Raw genomic sequence first — 4252 nt, forward strand, 5'->3', positions numbered from 1 at the left:
ACAATGGCTCTGGACATATAACCATGACAGACCCAACATGGGGAACAGCGGGCTAACCCCCGCCCAGAAACTAAAAACAGCTGCCTGAATTCTCATTCAGCACCCCACTAAAAATGGGGGGATTACCTGTCGTCGGCAGTACGCGCTCAACACATGCCGGGGAACGGTGGCCTTCTGCTGTCAGGGTTGCGGCGATGGCACTGTCATTCAGCCCGGATGTCGCGAGAACGAGAATTCTCGCCCGCATTTCAGCGCCACGTTCCAGTCGATCCACGGAAGAGACCGTCATCGGTACGGCCAGTTCCGTGACCAGACCGCCACGCCAGATGATCCGGACGCTTCCCGTTTCGTATTCACCACGATTGAGAACCACCTGTTCGACCAGGCATCGTAGCAACGCCTTGCGTCTCGCATCATCGGTGGCTGGGTCGTGCCAGATCTTTGGGAGCCGGCCCTGGATATGAACGACCTTTGCGCCCATCTCGCGCGGCAACACGAGCGGAGAAGCGGGTTGTCCGGCTTCCGATCGGGACAAAGCCTCTTCTGCTGTGCGTACATCATTGAGGGCCGTCTCCCAACGTCGCTCCAGTTCGGCGGCGACCAGACGATTGTCCGGATCGACCTTGTTGAACTGCCGTTCAGCCAGCGTCGCTTCGTAGCGCCTGCGCTCGAGTTGCTGCTCAAGGCCTCGGCGGGCTTCCGCGACGGATTGACGCCGGGCCTTGTATGCGGCAGAGAACGCCTCGAATTCAGCAGGCGCCACCGCTTCCAGAAAGGCTTGTGTAACCGCAGCATCAATCGCCGGGGCCCGTACATGCTGACACGTTGGCAGGCCCTGGTGCGTACGCAAATGATTACAGACATACTCGCCGCCATTCTGATATCGCACATACATTTTGTGGCCACATCGGGCACACCGAACGATCCCATGTAACAGCAGACCGCCGTTACGCGGCACCCCGCGGCTATTGGTACGCATGTAATCAACCTTGTTATCGTTCATGATGTGGCGAATTTTCAGATAGGTCTGCCAATCGATATAACCAGGATACTGGTCCCGAACGACAATGCGCCATTCATCGATGGGCCGGGGGGTTTTCTGCGGTAGATTTCCAGGCCTTTGCGCCTTGAGCCGCGTTCGTCCGTAAACAAAGGCACCTGCATAGGCCGGGTTCCGCAAAATGCGTGCCACTGCTGCCAACGTGGCCGCTGTCCAGTGCAGATCGCCGTGCCGGTCTCGGGCTGGCAGATCGAGACCATTACGATTGAGATGCCTCATAACCTGCGAGACTGATTTCACTTTCAGGAAAGTACTGAAAAGAAAAGCTAATCTTCCCTGAACCTCAACGTTGGGGTCTTTGACGACTGCACCGCCAGGATTACGGACAAAGCCAATCGGCAGCGTCAACGCCAGAGCACCGCGTTCCGCCTTTGCAAGAAGGCCGGCAGTCAGACGACTGCGGATTGTGTGCAGTTCGAGTTCCGAGATAGTCCCTTTGAGACCAAGGAGCAAACGACCGTTTGGCGATGCCGGATCGTAGACACCATCCCGGTCTGCAATGAGACATTTCTGCAACCCGCAGATATCGAGCAGCGGATACCAGTCCGAGCAGTTTCGCGCGAGACGTGTCACGTCGATCGACAGAATAAGACCGACCTCGCCCAGGCCGACACGCCCGACCAACTCCCGGAAACCTTCCCGGCGCAGCGTGGAGGCACCACTGAGCCCCAGATCCGCATCAATGATTTCGACGTCGCCTGCCTTCCAGCCGAGTTCGCGGGCCCGGAGTTTCAGGGCATATTGAAGACGCAGACTTTCCTGGTTGCTGATGATCTGACTGGGCGTCGACTGACGCACATAGACGATCGCTTTCCGACCCAGATGTATTGGCAGAACCAACTCCGATCTCATGGGACGTCTCCCCCAGAATGCCTGCGATCTCGTCGATGATCTGACGTTTCTGCTTCGGCTGAAGCAATATCCAGAGATCTTTGGGTTGAATTGGCATCGTTCTCGATCCGGTCGATTTCCGATACCAATTCATTTATACTATCGACCGACAGTTTTGTACCATTAAATACGTTCACGTCGAAGTCGACGGCTGCAACGGGAATGATCAGCGTACCACCGCGGTCATAAAAAACCTCATACGAGATCGGAAAATTGTCCCCACGTGCAGCAAGCCGCCGCAACACGACGAGGCGGCGACCAAATAGCGGATGGCGCGGATCGCATACCTTGACAACCCCTGCCGGGGATTCGTCACCATCAATGGACAGTATATTCCTTAATGCCTTCGCAGAGCATGGCCATCTGTGCGGCTGTCAGGCGGGCAACGCCATCTGCCGGGGAGGGCCACGGAAAACGTCCGGTCTCGAGCACCTTGTAATAAAGGCAGAACCCCTGACCGTCCCACGTCAGAAGCTTGATCCTGGTAACCGGCCGTTCAAGACCCGTCAGACTGTATTTCTGCCTGGGGTTTTGGTATTGAGCGCGTGATTTTCTTTATGAATTTCGATTAGGTATGGAAGATTTTCGATACCAAACTCCGTAAAAGCAAGGATTGGTTCCTCGTCTTCCCGGTTAGAGTTGAAGACATAGATACGCCCATCTTCCGGCGTCATGCCTTCGGCGATTTCATGCAGCAGATCCTCGTCTTCAGCAAGTTTTGCTGCGACGTATGCTGCGGTAAAGATGTAGCTGATGGCAGCCATGACTATGCAGCCTGTTGATGAGGTATTTTCATGGGTCTCCAGTTCCATGGCAACAGTTCGTGGAGCCGGTTGATCTTGTGTTCGTTGATACGGGCCAAGATGTCGGCGAGGTAATCGTGCGGGTTGAGGCCTGAGAGTTTTGCGCTTTCGATGAGGGTCATGGCGTCAGCGATGTTGTCCCCACCGGCATCGGAACCGGCAAAGAGGTAGTTTTTTCTACCGACGCACACGGGCCGTATGGCCCGTTCGGCAGGATTGTTGTCAATGGCGACGCGACCATCTTCCACAAACAGGGTAAAGGCGGTCCACCGGTTGAGCGCATAGCGGATCGCTTTTGCCAGTTCCCCCTTCCCGGGGATGCGGGCGAGCTGTGCTTCGCACCGGGCATGGAAGGCCGCAACGCGAGGGCGGCTTTTTTCCTGTCGGACAGCCAGGCGGTGCCTGGCGGGATGCCCGGTGATCTGCCGCTCGATATCGTAGAGCTCTCCGATCTGCTCAAGGGCTTCCCTTGCAATTGTCGAGAAGCTGCCTTTCCAGATATCATGGAATGCCCGACGCAGATGGGCCCAGCAGGCCGCTTCGCGCACGCGGACGGTTCCCGTTGCATCGGGTTTATACAGGTCCCTGAACCCGGCGTAGGCATCCGCCTGGAGAATACCCGAGAAGGTCGCCAGATGGGTCTGGGGATTGATCCCCTTGCGATCGGGAGAGAACCAGTAGGCAACGGCGGGCGGATCGCTGCCACCCCAGGGGCGGGGATCGCGCAGATAGGTCCAGATCCGTCCTTCCTTCACACCGCGTGGTTTACCAGCCTGGCGCAGGCGGGGATCAAGAACCTGGATGGGCGTATCATCGGCATGAAGCAGGTCTGCCCCCACGACCTCCTGACGGATCATATCTGTCAGGGGCCGCAGGACTGCAACGGCCTGACCACACCAGTCGATCAGGGTTGAACGAGGGATTTCGACACCCTGACGGGCAAAGATCTCGTTCTGACGATAAAGCGGGATATGGTCATCGAATTTCGAGACCAGAATATGGGCCAGGAGCCCGGGGCCAGCCATGCCCCGTGGGACAGGGCGCGATGGCGCTTCAGGCTGCACCATTGTTTCGCAATGACGGCAGGATTTCTTCAGCCGTGCCGTTTCAACAACTTTCAGTTTTGCCGCGATGAATTCAAGGATTTCGGTGACATCTTCGCCGACGAGGCGCAAGGGACCGCCACAGGCGGAACAGGCTTCGCCCGGGTCGAGCACAATGCGCTCCCGTGGTGTGGCGTCCGAGACCCGGGGCCTGCCGCGCCGTCTTTGGGGAGAGACCACGGCGTCGCCGCGATCGCCCCCCTCACTTTCGGGAGACGGATCGGCTGCCGCGATGGCGATTTCCACATCTTCGAGGAGCAGTTCGAGCTGTTCAGTCTCACGCTCGATCTTTTCTGAACTGGCCCCGAATTTCTGTTTCTGCAGGCGAGCGATCCGGATCCTGAGCGACTGGACAAGGGCATCATAGGCCCGGGCCGACGCCGACAGCCGCACGA

Annotated in this window: 4 protein-coding genes; all 4 read right to left on the reverse strand. The window is 57.6% G+C overall.

From position 1 onward, the window contains the following. Nucleotides 1–70: 70 nt before the first annotated feature. The 4 genes from F1542_RS16670 to tnpC all read right to left on the reverse strand — a co-directional run bounded on the left by F1542_RS16670 (nucleotide 71) and on the right by tnpC (nucleotide 4250). Nucleotides 71–1912 (reverse strand): recombinase family protein, encoded by a 1842-nt coding sequence (locus F1542_RS16670; RefSeq protein ID WP_193733979.1) that lies wholly within the window; start codon nucleotides 1910–1912, stop codon nucleotides 71–73. 357 nt (nucleotides 1913–2269) lie between these two features. Continuing rightward, on the reverse strand, nucleotides 2270–2461 hold the full coding sequence (gene tnpB, locus F1542_RS16675; protein WP_193733982.1) for an IS66 family insertion sequence element accessory protein TnpB: 192 nt from the start codon (nucleotides 2459–2461) through the stop codon (nucleotides 2270–2272). Then, nucleotides 2458–2715, reverse strand: coding sequence for a hypothetical protein (locus tag F1542_RS16680; RefSeq protein ID WP_193733980.1), 258 nt, complete (start codon nucleotides 2713–2715; stop codon nucleotides 2458–2460). The genes tnpB and F1542_RS16680 overlap by 4 nt, the downstream gene beginning before the upstream one ends. Before the next feature lie 2 nt (nucleotides 2716–2717). Next, nucleotides 2718–4250 (reverse strand): IS66 family transposase, encoded by a 1533-nt coding sequence (gene tnpC, locus F1542_RS16685; protein ID WP_408886260.1) that lies wholly within the window; start codon nucleotides 4248–4250, stop codon nucleotides 2718–2720. Between the last annotated feature and the right edge of the window lie 2 nt (nucleotides 4251–4252).

Origin of the sequence: Komagataeibacter sp. FXV3 (assembly GCF_015155755.1) — a bacterium.
Lineage (GTDB): Bacteria > Pseudomonadota > Alphaproteobacteria > Acetobacterales > Acetobacteraceae > Komagataeibacter.

Excerpts from the sequence above, each read along its gene's own strand:
- F1542_RS16670 (WP_193733979.1), bottom strand. The coding sequence starts at position 1,912 with ATGAGATCGGAGTTGGTTCTGCCAATACATCTGGGTCGGAAAGCGATC.
- F1542_RS16680 (WP_193733980.1), bottom strand. The coding sequence starts at position 2,715 with ATGGCTGCCATCAGCTACATCTTTACCGCAGCATACGTCGCAGCAAAA.